Here is a 17,786-nt window from a genome sequence, read left to right on the forward strand (position 1 = left end):
TACATCGAGAACCACATAGTGGACGCGAACAATCTTGGCCCCTCATAGCTGCCTTACAACGTTTATGAGAGTGGTGATTATCAAGTTATCGGCTTATTAGTACCGGTCAGCTCCATGGGTCTTTAGTCCCCACTTCCACATCCGGCCTATCAACCCAGTAGTCTAGCTGGGAGCCTCTCGCCCGAAGGCATGGAAATCTCATCTTGAGGCCGGCTTCCCGCTTAGATGCTTTCAGCGGTTATCCATCCCGAACGTAGCTAACCAGCGGTGCTCTTGGCAGAACAACTGGCACACCAGAGGTTCGTCCAACCCGGTCCTCTCGTACTAGGGTCAGATCCTCTCAAATTTCCTACGCGCGCAGCGGATAGGGACCGAACTGTCTCACGACGTTCTAAACCCAGCTCGCGTACCGCTTTAATGGGCGAACAGCCCAACCCTTGGGACCTACTCCAGCCCCAGGATGCGACGAGCCGACATCGAGGTGCCAAACCATGCCGTCGATATGGACTCTTGGGCAAGATCAGCCTGTTATCCCCGAGGTACCTTTTATCCGTTGAGCGACAGCGCTTCCACAAGCCACTGCCGGATCACTAGTCCCGACTTTCGTCCCTGCTCGACTTGTCAGTCTCACAGTCAAGCTCCCTTGTGCACTTACACTCGACACCTGATTGCCAACCAGGTTGAGGGAACCTTTGGGCGCCTCCGTTACTTTTTGGGAGGCAACCGCCCCAGTTAAACTACCCACCAGGCACTGTCCCTGAACCGGATTACGGTTCTAAGTTAGATATCCAGAGTGACCAGAGTGGTATTTCAACAATGACTCCACCGACACTGGCGTGCCGGCTTCAAAGTCTCCCACCTATCCTACACAAGCCACACCGAACACCAATACCAAGCTGTAGTAAAGGTCACGGGGTCTTTCCGTCCTGCTGCGCGTAACGAGCATCTTTACTCGTAGTGCAATTTCGCCGAGTTCGCGGTTGAGACAGCTGGGAAGTCGTTACGCCATTCGTGCAGGTCGGAACTTACCCGACAAGGAATTTCGCTACCTTAGGATGGTTATAGTTACCACCGCCGTTTACTGGGGCTTAAATTCTGAGCTTCGCCGAAGCTAACCCTTCCTCTTAACCTTCCAGCACCGGGCAGGCGTCAGTCCGTATACATCGTCTTGCGACTTGGCACGGACCTGTGTTTTTAGTAAACAGTCGCTTCCCACTGGTCTCTGCGGCCTTCAAACGCTCCCGGAGCAAGTCCGTTCACGCCTCAGGCCCCCCTTCTCCCGAAGTTACGGGGGCATTTTGCCGAGTTCCTTAACCACGATTCTCTCGATCTCCTTGGTATTCTCTACCTGACCACCTGAGTCGGTTTGGGGTACGGGCGGCTGGAACCTCGCGTCGATGCTTTTCTCGGCAGCATAGGATCACCCATTTCGTCAATGAAGACTACGCATCGTGCCTGGGCCTATGTGAGAGACGGATTTGCCTATCTCTCGGCTTACACACTTACACCGGGACAACCATCGCCCGGCTGGGCTACCTTCCTGCGTCACACCTGTTAATACGCTAGCCGCACCAGCATGGGGTCGAGCGTTAGGCCCGGACCTTCACCCCGAAGGGATCCGTGTCCAGGATTAGGACTCTTAGCACCACTGGATTAGCTTGGGCGGTTCTTCGCCGGTACGGGAATATCAACCCGTTGTCCATCGACTACGCCTGTCGGCCTCGCCTTAGGTCCCGACTTACCCAGGGCGGATTAGCCTGGCCCTGGAACCCTTGGTCTTTCGGAGGACGGGTTTCTCACCCGTCTTTCGCTACTCATGCCTGCATTCTCACTCGTGTGGCGTCCACGGCTGGTTTACACCGCCGCTTCACTCGCCACACGACGCTCTCCTACCCATCAACACGGCTGGACCACGAAGGCCTACCAATAATGTCAATGCCACAACTTCGGTGGCGTGCTTGAGCCCCGTTACATTGTCGGCGCGGAATCACTTGACCAGTGAGCTATTACGCACTCTTTCAAGGGTGGCTGCTTCTAAGCCAACCTCCTGGTTGTCTGTGCAACTCCACATCCTTTCCCACTTAGCACGCGCTTAGGGACCTTAGTTGGTGGTCTGGGTTGTTTCCCTCTCGACGATGAAGCTTATCCCCCACCGTCTCACTGCTGCGCTCTCACTTACCGGCATTCGGAGTTTGGCTGACGTCAGTAACCTTTTGGGGCCCATCGGCCATCCAGTAGCTCTACCTCCGGCAAGAAACACGCAACGCTGCACCTAAATGCATTTCGGAGAGAACCAGCTATCACGAAGTTTGATTGGCCTTTCACCCCTATCCACAGCTCATCCCCTCAGTTTTCAACCTAAGTGGGTTCGGTCCTCCACGACGTCTTACCGTCGCTTCAACCTGGCCATGGATAGATCACTTCGCTTCGGGTCTAGGACATGCGACTGAATCGCCCTATTCAGACTCGCTTTCGCTACGGCTACCCCTCACGGGTTAACCTCGCCACATATCGCTAACTCGCAGGCTCATTCTTCAAAAGGCACGCTGTCACCCCTACAAGGAGGCTCCAACGGTTTGTAAGCAAACGGTTTCAGGTACTATTTCACTCCCCTCCCGGGGTACTTTTCACCTTTCCCTCACGGTACTTGTCCGCTATCGGTCATCTGGGAGTATTTAGGCTTATCAGGTGGTCCTGACAGATTCACACGGGATTTCTCGGGCCCCGTGCTACTTGGGATACTCTTCGCGCCATTGGACCATTTCGGTTACGGGGCTGGCACCCTCTGTGGCTGGCCTTTCAATGCCATTCACCTATGATCCTTTGTAACGCTCGCTGTTCGGCAGAAGCAGCAGAAAAGTCCCACAACCCCGACCATGCAACGCCTGCCGGCTATCACACATGATCGGTTTAGCCTCTTCCGGTTTCGCTCGCCACTACTAACGGAATCGCTTTTGCTTTCTCTTCCTGTGGGTACTGAGATGTTTCACTTCCCCACGTTCCCTCTACCCGCCCTATATATTCAGGCGGGAGTCACTGGGTCACCCAAAGGGCCCAGCGGGGTTTCCCCATTCGGAAATCCTCGGATCAAAGTTCGTTTATCAACTCCCCGAGGCTTATCGCAGATTACTACGTCCTTCTTCGGCTCCAGATGCCAAGGCATCCACCGTTTGCTCTTAGAAACTTGAAATCACATGAGTTTGAATCGATCGGCGTCTCATCTGCCGAAGCAGACTTTGACGCAGATTGACCAATGATCTAATCAGTACTCGAAAGTACTGTGATCATCTTTTGTGATCCGAACCCGAAGGTTCGAATCTAAGATGCTCGCGTCCACTGTGTAGTTCTCAAAGTACGGGCGGTACCTTTCCTGCCGGCCAGTCATGCCGACGAGAAAAGGTCCAGAGGTTCGGTTCTCATCCGATCGGATGAGGTCCGGTCCCTCAGGACCCAACAGCGTGCATGTGCGGGGCTTCCGAGTCCGAACCGTTCCTACCTGCAAGAGGTGTACTGAGTTCGAGCTGTTCAGCTCCGCACCAATGTCAATGTTCCACCCATGAGCTAACCGGCTGAGACGTTCGCTCAGATCCGGCGCCTGGACACCCGAGGGTGCCAGATGCTCCTTAGAAAGGAGGTGATCCAGCCGCACCTTCCGGTACGGCTACCTTGTTACGACTTAGTCCTAATCACCGATCCCACCTTCGACGGCTCCCTCCACAAGGGTTGGGCCACCGGCTTCGGGTGTTACCGACTTTCATGACTTGACGGGCGGTGTGTACAAGGCCCGGGAACGTATTCACCGCAGCGTTGCTGATCTGCGATTACTAGCGACTCCGACTTCATGAGGTCGAGTTGCAGACCTCAATCCGAACTGAGACCGGCTTTTTGGGATTCGCTCCACCTTACGGTATTGCAGCCCTTTGTACCGGCCATTGTAGCATGCGTGAAGCCCAAGACATAAGGGGCATGATGATTTGACGTCATCCCCACCTTCCTCCGAGTTGACCCCGGCAGTCTCCTATGAGTTCCCGCCATTACGCGCTGGCAACATAGAACGAGGGTTGCGCTCGTTGCGGGACTTAACCCAACATCTCACGACACGAGCTGACGACAACCATGCACCACCTGTTCACGAGTGTCCAAAGAGTTCCCTATTTCTAGGGCGTTCTCGTGTATGTCAAGCCTTGGTAAGGTTCTTCGCGTTGCATCGAATTAATCCGCATGCTCCGCCGCTTGTGCGGGCCCCCGTCAATTCCTTTGAGTTTTAGCCTTGCGGCCGTACTCCCCAGGCGGGGCGCTTAATGCGTTAGCTGCGACACGGAAACCGTGGAATGGTCCCCACATCTAGCGCCCAACGTTTACGGCGTGGACTACCAGGGTATCTAATCCTGTTCGCTCCCCACGCTTTCGCTCCTCAGCGTCAGTTACGGCCCAGAGAACTGCCTTCGCCATCGGTGTTCCTCCTGATATCTGCGCATTCCACCGCTACACCAGGAATTCCATTCTCCCCTACCGCACTCTAGTCTGCCCGTACCCACTGCAGGCCCGAGGTTGAGCCTCGGGTTTTCACAGCAGACGCGACAGACCGCCTACGAGCTCTTTACGCCCAATAATTCCGGACAACGCTCGCACCCTACGTATTACCGCGGCTGCTGGCACGTAGTTAGCCGGTGCTTTTTCTGCAGGTACCGTCACTTTCGCTTCTTCCCTACTAAAAGAGGTTTACAACCCGAAGGCCGTCATCCCTCACGCGGCGTTGCTGCATCAGGCTTGCGCCCATTGTGCAATATTCCCCACTGCTGCCTCCCGTAGGAGTCTGGGCCGTGTCTCAGTCCCAGTGTGGCCGGTCACCCTCTCAGGCCGGCTACCCGTCGTAGGCTTGGTGAGCCGTTACCTCACCAACTACCTGATAGGCCGCGAGTCCATCCTTGACCGAAGTTCTTTCCACGTACAGGAGATGCCTCCGTACGTCGTATCCGGTATTAGCTTCCGTTTCCGGAGGTTATCCCAGAGTCAAGGGCAGGTTACTCACGTGTTACTCACCCGTTCGCCACTAATCCCCTAGAGCAAGCTCCAGGTTCATCGTTCGACTTGCATGTGTTAAGCACGCCGCCAGCGTTCGTCCTGAGCCAGGATCAAACTCTCCGTAAATGTTTAGCTCCACAGTCGCAAGCGACTGGGAAACATAGTGCAGGCTTGGACAGCAAATGTGTCCGCGCACTGCGAGTTTGTCTTGACTAGTTTCGAATATCTACTGACATTCTGTTTCTAATCCAAAGGAATCTCGCATCGACCACTAGACTAGGTCTAGACAGTCAATGCCGAGGTTGTTTGGCATTTGACATTGTGCACGCTGTTGAGTTCTCAAGGATCGGACGCTCTCGCCTTTCAACCTTCCGGCTGTCTCTGCGAGGCAACTTCTCTACCTTACCACTCTCAGTCAGTTTGTCAAGTCGGCGTTCCGTGTTTCTCGTTGGCCCGATATGTGGTGGGCACAACCGATTCACACGATCCGGTCCGGTTAGACCTGCTCAGTGAGTGGGTGTTAATCCTAAGCGCAGCAAGCGAACTTATTCAAGTTCAGGTTTGCCGCTAGGCTTTGGATTCTGGTCCCGCTTGAGGCCGGGGAGCTCTTCCGCTCTCCCGCACCTTTGGGGTGACAAGTAAGTACTTTACGCAGGGCTCCGGAGCGGTGCAAATTCGGCCCGCAGCCCGGGCGTGTCGCGCTTGACTTCCGCGGAATCACGCGGAACTTGCCCACTAGCGAGCCTGCTGGGCTGCCCCGCAACGCGAAGAACCCCTCGCGAGCCGGCGGCTCTCGAGGGGTTCTCCGTATGGGTGTTCTGACGACCGATCACAGACCCGAGTACGCGTGGAGTCCGTGGAAGAAGACGTTCACGATGCCGAAGTTGAACAGCACCGCGGCGAAACCGATGATCGCCAGCCACGCGGAGCGGGATCCGCGCCAGCCGCGCGTCGCCCGCGCATGGATGTATCCGGCATAGATCACCCAGATGATGAAGGTCCACACCTCCTTGGTGTCCCATCCCCAGTACCGGCCCCATGCCTTCTCGGCCCAGATGGCTCCGGCGATCAGAGTGAAGGTCCACGCGATGAACCCGACGATGTTGATCCGGTACGCGAGGTTCTCCAACGCGACCGAACTCGGAAGGGTCGACAGGAACCGGAACTGCTGCGGGCGGGACTCCGCCACCTGGCGCTCGCGCCGGTACTGCAGCAGCTGCAGTCCGGACAGTGCGAACCCGAGGGCGAAGAACGCCGTGCCCAGCACGGCCACGATGATGTGGATGACCAGCCAGTACGACTGGAGCGCCGGCTGGAGCGGAACCACCGGAACGTAGTACCGCAGGAGTGCGATGCCCTGCAGTACCAGGACCAACCCGAGGACGAAGGTTCCGACGTACTTGATCGGCCACCGCAGGTTGGCCACCAGGAACACCCCGATGATGACGAGCGTGCCCGTCATCGAGAACTCCCACATGTTGGCCCAGGGGACGCGCGCCGCGGCGATCCCTCGGAGCACGACTGCGACGAGATGGAACGCGAACCCGACGATCGTCAGGGCGAACGCCCACTTCAGAGACGCACCACCGCCGGACCCGTTCATGACGTCGTCCTCGACGCGGGTGCTGATGCGCGACGACAGACGGCCGAGAGCGGAGGACGGCGGCGGCGGGGTGTCCGCGGGCGCGCCGCCGATGATCGTCCGCGTCGGCGCGCCGACCGGTGCGGCCACTTCGGCGCGACGCGCGACAGCGCTCGGGACGACGGCCGCCTCGACTGCGGTCGCCCGGGCGCCTCGTCGGGCGAGATCGAGCGCGAAGGCGATGAACGCCGCCGCATAGAGACCCATCGCCGCGTACAGGAACACGGTCGACAGTTGAGCCAGGGTTTCGGTCACGATGCCAGCCTAAGTCGTCGGAGGTCCGGTGAGGACCCGGGAATGCTGATCGGCGACGGCCGTCACCGCCGCGAGGAGGTTGGGGTCGTCGCCCCGGGCGAGACCGGCGTACTCGAGAGTGAGCGAGCCGTCGGCGTTCTCGATCGCCTTCACCCACAACCGCCGCCGGGGGACGAACAGCGAGGTCAGCAGCCCCAGCAGGATGAGCACGGCGAACAGCAGGACCCAGACCTGCGCGGGATCGTGGTGGACCTCCAGGGTCGCGAAGCGCTTGACGCCGTCGAGTGAGATCGTCCCGAGGCCGTTCGGCAGCTCGACCGTCTGCCCTGGCTTGAGCTCGAGCGCCTTGGTCTTCGTGGGCGGACCGGCCAGCTGCTCCAGGGTGTCGGTGTTGAGGCTGTAGACGGACTGGGGCACCCCGTCGTCGACGCCGAGATCGCCGGCGTACACGTTCAGGCTGAGCACCGGATCCCGGAGCCCGGGGAACTTTGAGGCGAGTGCGCCTTGGGCGGTCTGGCTCGCCGTCACGGTCGGATAGAAGAAGCCGATCATCCCGACCTGCTCTTTCAGCCCGTCCGGGATCTTCACGAACCCGAGGGACGTCAGGTTCGGATCCGCTTGCGGGATGAAGGGCACCGAGTCGCTGAACACGACCTTGCCCGCCGTGTCCTTGACCGTGATCGTCGGGGCGTAACCGTTGCCGAGCAGGTACACGTTGGTCCCGCCGATGGCCAACGGGTCGTTGACCTTGATGACCGTGTTCGCTCGCGCATCCCCCGGCCCATTCGTCGTGACATGAGCCGTGTAGTCGAGCGGGGTGCCGATCGCATCCTGGTTCCTGGTCTCGTAGGCCACGTCGAGCTTGTTCACGGCGATCGAGAACGGGGCGAGCGAGGAGTCGCTGAAGAAGCGCCCGGGATTGAACGAGTTGTACGACGGGAGGCTGTTCACGAAGCTCTGCCCTTCGACCACGATCTTCTGGCCGGTGTACCCGAATCCGCCGCCGACGCCGATCGCGAGCAGCACGCCCAGCAACGCGATGTGGAACACGAGGTTGCCGCTCTCGCGCAGGTAGCCGCGCTCGGCCGAGACCGACGTCGACCGCGCATCCTGATACAGGGCGACGCGGTAGTGGTTCGCCTTCAGCACGTCCCGGGCGCTCACGATCGGGTCGACGCCGCGGCCGCGAAGGTCGGCGGGGAGGATCCGCGACTGGAAGCCGGCCATGCGCGACAGGCGGACGGGCGTCTTCGGCGGCTTCGCCCGCATCGCATCGAAATGGTGCCTGGTGCGCGGGATGATGCACCCGATCAGCGACGCGAACAGCAGCAGGTAGATCGCCGAGAACCACACGGACGTGTAGACGTCGAAGAACTGCAGCTTGTCGAGAACCGGCGCGAGCGAGGGGTTGTCGGTGAAGTACTTGGTGACACCGTTCGGGTCGGAACTGCGCTGCGGCACGAGCGATCCCGGGACGGCGGCGATCGCAAGCAGCAGGAGCAGGAACAGCGCGGTGCGCATGCTCGTGAGCTGGCGCCAGAACCAGCGGAGCCACCCGAGCGGGCCCAGCTTCGGCTGGACGACGTCGGGATCCTCGCGCGGGGGCGCCGAGTCGATGTGGTCAGAGGGCCGGCTCAAAACCTTGGATCACCGCCAAGAACTGGGACATGAGCTCGCTCCACAGGCCGGTGACCATCAGGATGCCGATGACCACCAGCAGAACGCCGCCGATGATGTTGATCGCCCGGATGTGCCGCTTCAGGAAGGCCACCGAGCCGGCGACCCAGTCGAAGCCGAGCGCCACGAGGAGGAAGGGGATGCCGAGGCCGATGCAGTAGAACAGCCCGAGAAGCGCTCCGCGCCAGGGCGAGCCGCTGCCGACGCTCAGCGCGCTGATGGCTGCGAGGGTCGGGCCGATGCACGGCGTCCAGCCGAGGCCGAAGACGATGCCGAGCAGGGGCGCCCCGATCAGCCCGGTGGCCGGGCGCCACGACGGTTTGATGGTCCGCTGCAGGAACGAGAACTGCCCGATGAAGACGAGGCCCATCACGATGACGAGGGCTCCGAGGATGCGGACCACGACATCCTGCCAGCGCACGAGCCAGTAGCCCAGCGCACCGAACGCGGCTCCATAGGCGACGAACACGATGGCGAAGCCCAGGATGAACAGGGCCACCCCGGTGAGCAGCCGCGAGCGGTCGCGCTTCGCGCCCGGGTCGCTGATGCCGCCGACGTAGGCGAGGTAACCCGGGACAAGTGGAAGGACGCACGGGGATGCGAACGAGACCAGTCCCGCCAGGAGTGCGATCGGCAGCGCGAACAGGAGCTGCCCGCTGAAGACGATCTGACCGACGCCGCCCACGTCAGTGCTCGGCCACGGCGTCGGAGATGAGGGAGTCGAGGATGCTCTTGTCCGGGATGGCGCCGAGGATGCGCGCGGCGACACGGCCCTGCTTGTCGACGACCAGGGTCGTCGGCGTGGCCTTCGGCGGCACCGTCTTGCTGAACGCCAGGAGCACCGATCCGGTGTCGCGGTCGAGCACCGACGGGTAGGTCACTCCCTTGTCCTTCTCGAAGCTCGCTGCGGTCTGGGCCGAGTCGTAGAGGTTGACGCCCAGGAAGTCGACGCCCTGATCGGCGTACTTCTGGCTGAGCTCCTGCAGCGCGGGAGCCTCCACCCGGCAGGGCGGGCATCCGGCGTACCAGAAGTTGACCACCAGGACCTTGCCCGCGTACTGGCGGGAGCTGACGGTGCTGCCGTCCTGCAGCGTCCCGGTGAAGGCGACGGCTTCCCCACGGTTGCTTGCCGCGTACTCGCTGACGGTGCCGTCGCCGGCGATGTAGTTCTGCCCGTTGCCGGACCGGTACTGCGTCGCCAGGCTGTCGTTCGCGGTGCATCCCGTCAGGGCGAGCGCTGTCGCTGCCGCGATGGCGACGACGGATGCGACGAGGCGCGAACGGACGCGGGACCGGATGCTCACACGGCCCCCACATCGGTGGCGGCGACCAGGAGGCTCGCGGCCGGCTCGACATACGAGACCTCGGTGAGACGCTGCGACTCGGGGGTGTTGCCGAGACGCTCTGCCGGTGCGGCCGCGGACGGCTCGCCCGTCTCGCTCGCAGTCTCCGGGGCGACCTCTGCCGCGAGCTCGAACGTGGTGATGCTCGACAGCGCACAGCGGCGCTTGCGCGGATCGTGCGGGTAGCGCTCGCCCGCGACCGAGAGATGCGTGACCCAGATCGGGAGCTGGTGGCTGACCAGGACGACGTCGCCGGAGTCGACCGACTGGAACGCGTCGTGGACGGCGAGCAGCATGCGCCGCTCGATGCTCACGTAGGGCTCGCCCCAGCTCGGCCGCAGAGGATTGACGAGGTACGGCCAGTACGCGGGCTTCCGCACGGCGAGCTTCATCTTCGTGCCCTCGAACCGGTTCGTCGGCTCCATTATGCGCTCGTCGACGATCGGCTCGAGCCCGAAGGCGGCGGCGATCGGAGCGGCGGATTCGCGGGTCCGCTGGAGCGGGGAGACGCGCAGCGCCGTGATCGGCCGACCGCGCTCCGCGAGATCGTCCGCGGCGGCCTGCGCCATCCGGTGGCCGAGTTTGGAGAGGCCGAAGCCCGACAGCCTGCCGTACAGGATGCCGTCGGGATTGAACACCTCGCCATGCCGGACGAGGTGGACCTGGCTCGCTACCACCGGTCCAGTCTACGGAGGGGTTCCCCTTGAATTCACTGAGCGCGGGATCGGTCGGCACGAGCGCACTTTCTCCACAGTCAGCCGCCAGCAGAAGTTGTCCACAGATCGTCGCCTTCGCGACCTCTCAGGATGCATCCCTTTCTAACGTCGAGCCATGGCCGACGAGGAAGAAGAGGGTGAGGCACTTGCGAACATCCCCCATCACGACCGCCCGCGAGAACGCATGCGACGACTGGGCATCGGATCGCTCACCGATGACGAGGTCCTGGCCCTGGTGCTGGGATCGGGGCAGACGGGGCGCAGCGTGCTGGCGCTGGCGCGCTCCGTCCTCCGGCGCACCGGCGGGTTCCCCGGCCTGGCGACGATGGACTTCGCTCGCCTGGAGAACCTTCCGGGCGTCGGGCCGGCCACGGCGGGGCGGCTGGTCGCCATCACCGAGATCTGGCGGCGAGCCGGTGCATCCTCGGCGTGGACCAGGCTGGTCGACCAGAAGGCCGTCGCGGATGTCGTGCGGCCCGAGCTGCTCCACCGCGACAGCGAGCGCTTCGTGGTCGTCGTGGCCGACCGGGCTTCCCGGCCGATCGAGCTCGTCCTCCTGCGGGACGGCGGAGTCGACGAGTCCGCCATCCAGCCCGCGGACGTGCTGCAGGCGGTCCTCACCCGCGGTGGACGGTCGTTCGCCGTGGCGCACAACCACCCGTCGGGGGTGCTCGACGCATCCGTCGCCGACCTCATGCTCACCCGCCGGCTGGATCAGTCCGCCGCGACGCTCGGGCTCCGCTTCCTCGGCCACGTGCTCGTGGCCGGCGACGCCTGGACATCGCTGCCCGCCGCAGGCTCCGCGCCTACGGGGTCAGGCGCGTCGGTCCGCGGAAGAGGTAGGTCGTCTCGCGCAGGTTCGAGAGGTGCAGCATGAGCATCAGCACCCGGGCGAGGCCCATGCCGAAGCCGCCGTGCGGCGGGATGCCGTACCGGAAGAACGCCAGGACGTCCTCGAGCTCCTCCACCGACAGACCCTTCTCGACCGCCTGCTTCTCGAGGATGTCGACGCGGTGCTCGCGCTGGGCGCCCGTGGAGATCTCGACGCCGTTGAAGATCAGGTCGTAGCTGCGCGTGATCGACGGGTCTTCGGAGTGACGCATGTGGTAGTACGGGCGGATGCTCGCGGCATAGTCCGTGAGGAAGACGAACTCGTGGCCGTAGGTCTCCTTCACGTACGCGGAGATCTGGCGCTCGCCCTCCGGGTCCATGTCGTCGTCCTCGCGCTGCACTTCGTAGCCGCGCTCCGCGACGATGCGCTTCGCCTCCGCGAGAGGGATGCGCGGGAACGGCGTGGAGGGCACCGTGATCTCGACGCCGAACAGGCGCTCGATCTCCTCGCCGTGCTTCTCCTTCACCGCGGTGAAGCCGGCTACGAGGAGGTCCTCGTGCACCTTCATGACGTCCTCGTGGCTGTCGATCCAGCTGATCTCGGTGTCGACGCTCGTGAACTCTGTCGCGTGACGGCTGGTGAAGCTGGGGTCGGCGCGGAACGCCGGGCCGATCTCGAACACCCGGCCGAAGCCGGCCGCCTGGGCCATCTGCTTGAAGATCTGCGGGCTCTGCGCCAGGTAGGCGGTCGTCTCGAAGTACGGCAGCTCGAACAGCTCGGCGCGCGACTCGGAGGCGGAGGCCATGAGCTTGGGGGTGTGGATCTCGACGAAGCCGTTGTCGACCCAGTACTGGCGCAGCGCGTGCTCGAAGGTCGTCTGCACGCGGAAGATCAGGTTGTGACGCGGCTCGCGGAGATCGAGGAAGCGCCAGTCCATGCGCTTGTCGATGCCACTGTCGGCCGCGATCGGGGTCTCCGGGATGGCGGCCGTCTCGACCTCGAGGGTCGAGAGCCGGATCTCGATGCCGCCGAGCTTGACGCGCTCGTCGTGCTTCAGCTCGCCCGTGGCACGGACGAACGTGCCCTGGGACAGCGCCGAGATGGTGACCGCGGGCTCGTCCGCCACGACCACGCCGTCGTCACCGACCGTCCGCGGGTTGACCAGCTGCACGGCGCCGGACTCGTCGCGCAGGACGACGAACTGCACCTTCTTCTGGTCGCGGACGGTCTCGACCCATCCGGCGACGCTTACGGGGCCGTCGGGCAGGGCGGCGAGGTCTTTGATCAGAACGCGTGCGGTCACGAGCCCCAAGCCTACCGGTGCGGTCGGTGTGAGAATGGAGGGACCAGGCACGAAGGAGTAGCCCATGAGTTCCGACGACGTCGTCATCCTGTCCGCCGCCCGCACCCCGCTGGGGAAGATCAAGGGGACGCTCGCCTCGCTGACCGCCGTGCAGCTGGGGACGATCGCCGTCCAGCGCGCGCTGGAGCGGTCGGGCGTCGGTGCGGACGCGGTCGACACGGTGCTGTTCGGCCAGGTGCTCCAGGCGGGAGCCGGTCAGAACCCGGCACGCCAGACGGCCATCGGCGCGGGGATCGGCTGGGATGTGCCCGCCACGACCATCAACAAGGTGTGCCTATCGGGCCTCGCCGCCGTGATCGACGCAGCCCGGCTCATCCGGACGGGCGAGGCGACGGTCGTCGTGGCCGGCGGCCAGGAGTCGATGACGAACGCGCCGCACATCCTGCCCGGGTCGCGGATGGGCTGGAACTACGGCTCCATCCAGGCGCTCGACTCGGCAGCACACGACGGGCTGACGGACGCCTTCGACGGGGAGTCGATGGGCGCGTCCACGGAGAAGTACACGGAGAAGCTCGGCCTGCGGCGCGAGGCTCAGGACGAGTTCGCGGCGCGGTCCCACCAGCGGGCCGGGGCGGCGGCGCAGAACGGAGTGTTCGCGGACGAGATCGCACCGGTGACGATCCCGCAGCGCAAGGGCGACCCGGTCGTCATCAGCACCGACGAGGGGGTTCGACCCGACTCGACGCCCGAGACCCTGGCGGGCCTCCGCCCGAGCTTCGCAGCGAACGGCACGCTGACCGCAGGCAATTCCTCCCCGCTGAGCGACGGCGCGGCCGCACTTGTGCTGACCAGCCGCGAGAACGCGGAGCGGCTCGGGCTGGAATGGCTCGCCCTGGTGGGGGCGAGCGGTCAGGTCGCCGGACCGGACAACTCCCTCCACTCGCAGCCGTCGCGCGCGATCGACGCAGCGCTGCGGCGCGCCGGGTGGAGCGTCTCCGAACTCGACCTGATCGAGATCAACGAAGCGTTCGCCGCGGTGGCGCTGCAGTCCATGTCGGACCTCGGTCTGGACCCGGCCAAGGTGAACATCCACGGCGGGGCGATCGCACTCGGACACCCGATCGGCGCCTCCGGCGCCCGACTGGCGGGTCATGCGGCGCACGAGCTGGCACGACGCGGCGCGGGGCGGGCGGCGGTCGCGCTCTGCGGTGGGGGCGGTCAGGGCGACGCCCTTCTGCTCTACCGCTGAGTGGCGCCGCGGTCGCGGGGGCGGGGCCGGGCGCAGCACGACCGCTCCCCCGGACTGCCGGCGCGTCAGCGCTCGAGGTGGCGCTCGGTGGGTCCCGTGTACTGCGACAGCGGGCGGATCAGCGAGTTGGCGGCGTACTGCTCGAAGATGTGCGCGGTCCATCCGGTCACGCGAGCGGCGGCGAACAGCGGTGTGAACGTCTCCGTGTCGAAGCCCATCAGGTTGTAGGCCGGCCCGGACGGGTAGTCCAGGTTCGGCTTGATGTTCTTCCGCTCCGCCATGGCGGACTCGAGGGCGTCGTAGAGATCCAGCAGCTCCTGGCGGTCGTAGTGCTCCACCAGGGTCACGAGCGCCTCGCGCATAGTCGGCACGCGGGAGTCGCCGTTCTTGTAGACGCGGTGGCCGAAGCCCATGATCTTCCGCTTCTCGGCGAGCGCCGTGTCCAGCCACTGGGCCGCGCGATCGGCGGTGCCGATCTCGTCGAACGCGTGCATCACGGCCTCGTTCGCACCGCCGTGCAGCGGCCCCTTCAGGGCGCCGATGGCACCGGTGACGGCCGAGTACACGTCCGACAGGGTGGACGCGATCACGCGGGCGGTGAAAGTGGACGCGTTGAAGGAGTGCTCCGCGTACAGGATCAGCGAGACGCGGAAGGCGTCCACCACGACGTCGTCGGGCACCTCGCCGAACGTCAGCCAGAGGAAGTTGCGCGAGTAGTCGAGGTCGTCACGCGGTTCGACCGGGTCCAGCCCGCGCTTGCGCCGCTGGATGTAGGCGACGATCGCGGGCAGCTGTGCCAGCAGGTACAGCGCACGACCCTCGTTGAGGTCCCGGTCGAGGATGCCGTCGGGCTGCTGGAGCGTCGCATCCAGCCCGCCCAGCTGGCTCACGGCCGTGCGAAGCGCGTCCATCGGGTGCGCCGATGCCGGGATGTCGTCCAGGGCGCGACGAGTGCGGTCGTCGAGGCGGCGCATCGAGCGCTCCAGCGATTCGAACGCCTCCAGTTCGTCATCCGTCGGCAGCTCGCCGTGCCACAGGAGGTAGGCGACCTCTTCGAAGGAGCAGTGCCGTGCCAGCTCCTGCACCGGGTAGCCGCGATACAGCAGCGAGTTCGTCTCGGGGTTCACCGACGAGATGGTCGTCGTGTCGACGACGACGCCGGCGAGGCCCTTGTGGATCTCGGGGTCGGTCATGTGAGCTCCTTTGCTGGTGGCGGGGCCGCCGGCCCGGCGGATCGCCGCGGACGATGCCTAGCGGCGCACCTCGAAGTTGTACACCGAGGTGTCGAACGCGTTGTATCCCTCGTAGTCAATCAGGTCGTACAAATCCGCGCGATGCTGCATGGTGCCGAGCATCGGCTCCAGCGTCCCCTCGCTCAGGAGCTGGTCGAGGCCGCGTTCGGCCGCACCCATCGCGAGGCGGAGCAGGGAGACCGGCCAGATGACGATGTTCACACCGACGTCGCGCAGCTGGTCGACGGTGAACAGCTCGCTCTTGCCGAACTCGGTCATGTTCGCCAGCACCGGTACGTCCACGGCTTTGCGCACCGCCTCGAACTCCGAGAGGTCCGCCATGGCCTCGGGGAAGAGCGCGTCAGCGCCCGCGTCGACGAGCGCCTTCGCGCGGTCGATCGCGGCTCCGAGGCCCTCGACCGCCCGGATGTCCGTGCGGGCCATGATGAGCAGGTTCGCGTCCCGGCGCGCATCGACGGCGGCGCGGATGCGCTTGAGCGCGGTGTCCTCGTCGACGACCTGCTTGCCGTCGAGGTGGCCGCAGCGCTTCGGGTTCACCTGGTCCTCGATGTGGAGTCCGGCGACGCCGGCGTCCTCGAGTGTCTGGACGGTCCGGGCCACGTTCATCGGCTCGCCGAAGCCGGTGTCCGCATCCACGAGGGCAGGCAGGTCGGTCATGCGGGCGATCTGCGCGGAACGTCCGGCCACCTCGGTCTGGGTGGTGAGGCCGATGTCGGGCAGCCCCAGCTCGGCGGAGAGCACGGCGCCGGAGATGTAGACGCCCTCGAAGCCCTTGCGCTCGATCAGGCGGGCGCTCAGCGGGTTGAAGGCGCCCGGCATGCGGATCAGCTCGCCGGAGGCGAGGCGGGCACGGAAGGCGGCGCGCTTCTCGTGAGCGGGAACAGAGGAGTAAAGCATCTAGAACAGTCCCTTCGGCGCGGGCACCGAGGCGAGCACGCCCGTCCGCGCGGTGATGGTCAGGCCGCCGAGCTCGGCGGCGCTCAGCTCGGGAAGCTGCTGCGCGAGCGTCAGGAAGCGCTCCACCTCGGCGTCCTCGAGCACGCCCGTGGAAAGCGTGCGGAACTTCGCGATGTAGTCGTCGCGCGCGAACGGCCGGGCGCCGAGAGGGTGCGCATCGGCGACGGCGATCTGGTCCTCGATGACGCGACCGTCCGCCAAGGTGATGACCACGCGACCGCCGAACGCCTTCTCGGCCGGGTCGGTGGAATGGTACCGGCGGGTCCACTCCCCGTCCTCCGTGGTGGTGACCTTGCCCCACAGCTCGACGGTGTCGGGACGGGCGGCACGCGAGGGCAGGTAGGAGTCGACGTGGTGCCACCCGCCGTCCTGCAGAGCGACGGTGAAGATGTAGGGGATGCTGTGGTCCAGCGTCTCGCGCGAGGCCGTGGGGTCGTACTTCTGCGGATCGTTCGCGCCGGAGCCGATCACGTAGTGCGTGTGGTGAGACGTGTGGATGACGATGCTCTCCACGCGAGACGGGTCCGCCGCCTCCGGATGCTCGTGGTGCAGCTTGCGCGCGAGGTCGATCCACGCCTGGGCCTGGTACTCGGCCGAATGCTCCTTCGTATAGGAGTCGAGGATCGCGCGCTTGGGCTCGCCGCGGCCGGGAAGCGGGACGTCGTACGACGCGTCCGGCCCGTCGAGCATCCACGCGATGACGCCGTCCTCGCCCTCGTAGATCGGGGTGGGGCTGGTCTCGCCGCGGAGCGCGCGGTCGATGGCCTCGACGGCCATCTTCCCGGCGAAGGCAGGCGCGTGAGCCTTCCAGCTCGAGATCTCGCCCTTGCGGGACTGGCGGGTGGCCGTCGTCGTGTGCAGCGCTTGCCCGATCGCCTGGAAGATCGTCTCGGCCGGAAGGTGGAGGAGCGTCCCGATCCCCGCGGCCGCGGACGGCCCGAGGTGGGCGACATGGTCGATCTTGTGGCGGTGCAGGCTGATGGCCCGCGCGAGGTCGATCTGGATCTCGTAGCCGGTGGCGATGCCCCGGACCAGGTCGCGTCCGGTGAGTCCGTACGCCCGGGCCGCGTGCTGGGCGACGGCGAGGATCGGCGGGATGTTGTCGCCCGGGTGCGAGTACTCGGCGGCCAGGAAGGTGTCGTGGAAGTCGAGCTCGCGCACGGCGACGCCGTTCGCCCACGCGGCCCACTCGGGCGAGACCCTCGTGGTCGGCCACTCGCCGAACACCGTGGAGCCGTCCTGCGGGTGCTCCGCGGCCTCGGTCAGCTCCTCCAGCTGGCGCGACGGGATGGGGTGGGCCAGCGCCTGCGCCCGGGCGGACACAACCGGCCGGCGTGTCAGCGACGCGGCGGCGACCGCCGCGTTGTCGATCACGCGGTTGATCACCATGTCGGTGACGTCCGCATCCACCTCCACCGGGTCGGTCGCGACCTCCGCGATCTTCCACGCCAGCTGATCCTGGCGGGCGAGGTTCTCCTCGCTGCTGTGCACACGAACGTTGTGGAGCTTCACGTATCGAACCTACCTCCCCTAC

11 protein-coding genes and 2 rRNA genes are annotated in these 17,786 nt (G+C 64.6%); 2 read left to right on the forward strand and 11 right to left on the reverse strand.

The window, feature by feature from the left end:
* Nucleotides 1-76: 76 nt before the first annotated feature.
* The 7 genes from ACTJI1_RS12715 to ACTJI1_RS12745 form a co-directional block, all read right to left on the reverse strand.
* Nucleotides 77-3,190, reverse strand: a 23S ribosomal RNA gene (locus ACTJI1_RS12715).
* Between the two features lie 437 nt (nucleotides 3,191-3,627).
* Nucleotides 3,628-5,151, reverse strand: a 16S ribosomal RNA gene (locus ACTJI1_RS12720).
* Together the 16S and 23S rRNA genes form the textbook arrangement of a ribosomal RNA operon.
* Nucleotides 5,152-5,854: 703 nt before the next feature.
* Nucleotides 5,855-6,922, reverse strand: coding sequence for a c-type cytochrome biogenesis protein CcsB (ccsB, locus tag ACTJI1_RS12725; protein ID WP_440742938.1), 1,068 nt, complete (start codon nucleotides 6,920-6,922; stop codon nucleotides 5,855-5,857).
* Nucleotides 6,923-6,931: 9 nt separating this feature from the next.
* Nucleotides 6,932-8,560 carry a cytochrome c biogenesis protein ResB gene (resB, locus tag ACTJI1_RS12730; RefSeq protein ID WP_440742939.1) on the reverse strand — a complete coding sequence of 543 codons (1,629 nt, stop codon included), beginning with the start codon at nucleotides 8,558-8,560 and terminating at the stop codon, nucleotides 6,932-6,934.
* Complete coding sequence (locus ACTJI1_RS12735) at nucleotides 8,544-9,284, reverse strand: cytochrome c biogenesis CcdA family protein (RefSeq protein ID WP_310133004.1); 741 nt, start codon at nucleotides 9,282-9,284, stop codon at nucleotides 8,544-8,546. Before ACTJI1_RS12735 ends, resB begins: the two co-directional genes overlap by 17 nt.
* 1 nt (nucleotide 9,285) lies before the next feature.
* Nucleotides 9,286-9,903, reverse strand: coding sequence for a TlpA disulfide reductase family protein (locus ACTJI1_RS12740; protein ID WP_440742940.1), 618 nt, complete (start codon nucleotides 9,901-9,903; stop codon nucleotides 9,286-9,288).
* Nucleotides 9,900-10,619 carry a histidine phosphatase family protein gene (locus tag ACTJI1_RS12745; protein WP_440742941.1) on the reverse strand — a complete coding sequence of 240 codons (720 nt, stop codon included), beginning with the start codon at nucleotides 10,617-10,619 and terminating at the stop codon, nucleotides 9,900-9,902. Before ACTJI1_RS12745 ends, ACTJI1_RS12740 begins: the two co-directional genes overlap by 4 nt.
* A 154-nt stretch (nucleotides 10,620-10,773) precedes the next feature.
* Between ACTJI1_RS12745 and ACTJI1_RS12750 the strand changes: the two genes are divergently transcribed.
* A complete protein-coding gene (locus ACTJI1_RS12750) occupies nucleotides 10,774-11,535 on the forward strand; it encodes a JAB domain-containing protein (RefSeq protein WP_440742942.1) in 762 nt (253 codons plus the stop codon).
* On the opposite strand, the gene aspS is transcribed toward ACTJI1_RS12750, so the two are convergent.
* A complete protein-coding gene (gene aspS / locus ACTJI1_RS12755) occupies nucleotides 11,465-12,793 on the reverse strand; it encodes an aspartate--tRNA(Asn) ligase (protein ID WP_440742943.1) in 1,329 nt (442 codons plus the stop codon). The two genes, ACTJI1_RS12750 and aspS, sit on opposite strands and share 71 nt — an antisense overlap.
* 64 nt (nucleotides 12,794-12,857) lie before the next feature.
* Here aspS and ACTJI1_RS12760 point away from each other — a divergent pair, with 64 nt between their 5' ends.
* Nucleotides 12,858-14,042: an acetyl-CoA C-acetyltransferase gene (locus ACTJI1_RS12760; protein WP_440742944.1), complete on the forward strand. Its 1,185-nt coding sequence runs from the start codon at nucleotides 12,858-12,860 to the stop codon at nucleotides 14,040-14,042.
* Between the two features lie 65 nt (nucleotides 14,043-14,107).
* On the opposite strand, the gene ACTJI1_RS12765 is transcribed toward ACTJI1_RS12760, so the two are convergent.
* The 3 genes from ACTJI1_RS12765 to ACTJI1_RS12775 are packed head-to-tail and all read right to left on the reverse strand — an operon-like array spanning nucleotide 14,108 to nucleotide 17,764.
* On the reverse strand, nucleotides 14,108-15,235 hold the full coding sequence (locus ACTJI1_RS12765) for a bifunctional 2-methylcitrate synthase/citrate synthase (RefSeq protein WP_440742945.1): 1,128 nt from the start codon (nucleotides 15,233-15,235) through the stop codon (nucleotides 14,108-14,110).
* A gap of 57 nt (nucleotides 15,236-15,292) precedes the next feature.
* A complete protein-coding gene (prpB, locus tag ACTJI1_RS12770; RefSeq protein WP_440742946.1) occupies nucleotides 15,293-16,192 on the reverse strand; it encodes a methylisocitrate lyase in 900 nt (299 codons plus the stop codon).
* Nucleotides 16,193-17,764 (reverse strand): MmgE/PrpD family protein, encoded by a 1,572-nt coding sequence (locus ACTJI1_RS12775; RefSeq protein ID WP_440742947.1) that lies wholly within the window; start codon nucleotides 17,762-17,764, stop codon nucleotides 16,193-16,195. It lies immediately after the preceding gene.
* Between the last annotated feature and the right edge of the window lie 22 nt (nucleotides 17,765-17,786).

The sequence above is a fragment of the Leifsonia sp. 22587 genome (assembly GCF_052044215.1).
GTDB lineage: Bacteria > Actinomycetota > Actinomycetes > Actinomycetales > Microbacteriaceae > Leifsonia > Leifsonia shinshuensis_C.

Bases quoted from the DNA above. Each gene is read 5' to 3' on its own strand.
- ACTJI1_RS12750 (WP_440742942.1), top strand. From the start codon at position 10,774: ATGGCCGACGAGGAAGAAGAGGGTGAGGCACTTGCGAACATCCCCCAT.
- ACTJI1_RS12760 (WP_440742944.1), top strand. From the start codon at position 12,858: ATGAGTTCCGACGACGTCGTCATCCTGTCCGCCGCCCGCACCCCGCTG.
- ACTJI1_RS12765 (WP_440742945.1), bottom strand. From the start codon at position 15,235: ATGACCGACCCCGAGATCCACAAGGGCCTCGCCGGCGTCGTCGTCGAC.
- prpB (WP_440742946.1), bottom strand. From the start codon at position 16,192: ATGCTTTACTCCTCTGTTCCCGCTCACGAGAAGCGCGCCGCCTTCCGT.